Here is a 2527-nt window from a genome sequence, read left to right on the forward strand (position 1 = left end):
GCCCGTCATCGCTGAGCGTGAGCTCGGAGGCGGTCATGGCGATCTGGCCCGCCTCTTTCCCCGCCATGCGTTTTGACACGTCATGCGGAATGATCCGCGTGCCGCTCGGCAGATCGACGATCTCGCCGCCGCGCTCGTTGATGCGGGTGAGCCCGCCACGCCAGTTGCTTGTCCCGTTCGCATTCGCCCCGATCCCGAGGCTGCCGAGGATGCCGCCCAGAAAGCCGTTACCCGTGCTTCCGAACAGCCGATCAAAAGCGGAGTTCAGCATCATCTCCCCGAGCTTGCCGATGATCTGGCCCAGCATGTCCTTGAAGCTCGTGGCACCGGTCAGGAACGAGGAGAAGGCGCTGGTGATCGACTGCCGCCAGCTCTCGGTGGCCTCTTGCAGCTTCTGCATCGCATCGCGTTGCCGCACGAGCGCGGCGATCTGCCGCCCGCTCGCCGAGGCCGCGGCGACGCCCGCCTCCTTGAGCGCATCGAAGATATTGCGCTCGGTCTCGGTGGCAAAGAGCGTCGCCTTGAGCCGCGCGATATCCTCGTTCAGCCCCTTGATCACCTTTTGCAGCGCCGAGAGCTTGCCCTCGGCCCCGCCGCCAGAGCCCCCGCCCCCGCCGCCATTATTGAGCGTGGTAAGCTCGGAATTTGTGGCGCTGACAGCCGCGCCGAGCCTGCCCACCGCCGCGCTTGCGGCCTCGAAGCCCGCCGTCACCTTCGATGAGGCGCTCTCGGCCATCTTGTCCGCAGCCTCGCCAGCCTCCGCCCCGGCTTTGGCCAGCGTGCCCGACAACGTGTTCGTGGTCTCCACCACCCCGGCGAGCGCCGGGGCGAGCCCCTTCACCTGCGCGAGCTGCCAGACAAAATCATGGAACTTCGAGGCCATTTCGGAGAGCGCCCAGAAGAAGGTCGACTTCATCCGCTCCCAGACCGCAGCGAGCCCGTCCGGGATCGCCCCGGCGCTCGTGACAATGCCGTCCCAAACCCCGGAGGCCACCTCGCCCAGAAGCGAAAGCGCCTTGCCAAACCCGCCCGCCGCCGCAACGAGCGCCATGAACTTGCCCACCAGCCAGCCCGCCCCGACAATGAGCGCGCCAAACCCGGTGGCGATCAGCGCCCGCCCCATCAGCGTGAAGGCCCCCGCCAGCGCCCGCGTGGCATTCGCCGCCAGAATCGCGGCAAGCGTGGTGCGCCCGAGCAGGATCTGATGCGCCGCTGCCGCCGCAGACGCCTGCATGATCGCGCGCACTGCCGTGGTGCCAAGCGCGATGGCAAAGCGCCCGGCAAAAAGCGTTGCCACCACCGCCGCCGTGCCCGCAAGCGTGCGCATCACCGTCATCAACGTCTCGGCATGCGCGCGCAAGCCGGAGGCCACCGCCGTTACCGCCTCCGCAGCCGCCATCAGCGCGGGAACCACCATCGCGCCGATCGTGTTCTGCAGCCCCGTCCAGGCGAGCTGCATCTGCGCGAGTGCCCCCTTGCCCGCCTTCAAGGAGGCAATGGTCTTGCCGTCCATCACCGCGCCGACCCGCTCGGCCATTGCGGCATATTCGGCCATGCCCGCGCCGCCATTGCGCAACAGCGGCAAAAGCCCGGAGGCCTCATCGGCCACCGCCTCCATATAATAGATCATCTCCGCCTGCGAGAGCTTCGCCTTCTCCAGCGAGGAGACATAGAGCTGGAGCGCATCCGCCCCCGAGAGGTTGCGGAACTGCGCCGCCGTCACCCCCACCCGCGGCGCGATCTTCTCGAAGAAGTCCGCCATCTCCCCGCCGCCGGTTTGCAGGAAGTCGCCCACCCGGTCATTGGTATCCTTCAGAATGTCGGAGAGCTTGTCCTGCTCGATGCCGACACTCTTCGCCCCCGCGGCCCAGCCCTGGAACTGCTCGGGCGAGGTGTTTGCAAGCGTCGAAAGGCGCTGGATCTCCGCGCCCGCCGAGATCGCCCCGAGCCCCATCGCGACAAAGGCCGATTGCATGGAGGCGGCAATGCCCCCCGCCATCTTGCCCGCCCGCGCGGCAAAGCTGGCCAGCGTGCCCTGCGACCCCTTGAGGCCCTTGGAGAATTGCGCGGCGTCAAGCCCCAGGTTCACCCGGAGCGCGCCGATAACAGATGATGCCATGGATGTCCCTCAGTGACGGGCAAGCGCCCGGTCGATCCTGTCCCAGGCCGCATGGAACCGCTTCACCCGGTCGTGCCGGTCTTCCGGCAGGCCGACGAAGCGTTCGAGCGGGATCGTCTTTTGCAGATGCGGCAGCATGGCGGAGAACCAGACGAGCTCGCGCTCGCGCTGCAGCCGCTTTGCCGCCCCCTCAAGGTGGATCGTGAGCAGCCGCGGCGTGAGCCCCCAGAACGCGCCGGGCTCAAAGCCCGCCGCGGTATAATCCCGCAACAGGCCCGTGATCGTTACCGCTTCGCCCGGCCCGCCTTGGCCGGGCGTTTGACGTTTCCCCGTGCGGCCTCCGGGGCGATCTCCGGGGCGGCAGCTGCCGAGGCGCGCGCCACCGCATCGGTGTTCGCGCTCAGGATC

Annotated in this window: 2 protein-coding genes; both read right to left on the bottom strand. The window is 68.1% G+C overall.

All coding sequences use genetic code 11. The features are described from left to right. Positions 1-2119: phage tail tape measure protein (locus tag ACFSM0_RS07725; RefSeq protein WP_465270042.1), on the bottom strand; the 2119-nt coding region annotated here is incomplete at its 3' end. A gap of 9 nt (positions 2120-2128) precedes the next feature. Further along, positions 2129-2389, bottom strand: a complete 261-nt coding sequence (locus ACFSM0_RS07730; RefSeq protein ID WP_377388958.1) for a hypothetical protein — start codon at positions 2387-2389, stop codon at positions 2129-2131. Positions 2390-2527: the final 138 nt, after the last annotated feature.

Origin of the sequence: Rhodobacter lacus, from assembly GCF_042683065.1 — a bacterium.
Lineage (GTDB): Bacteria > Pseudomonadota > Alphaproteobacteria > Rhodobacterales > Rhodobacteraceae > Rhodobacter > Rhodobacter lacus.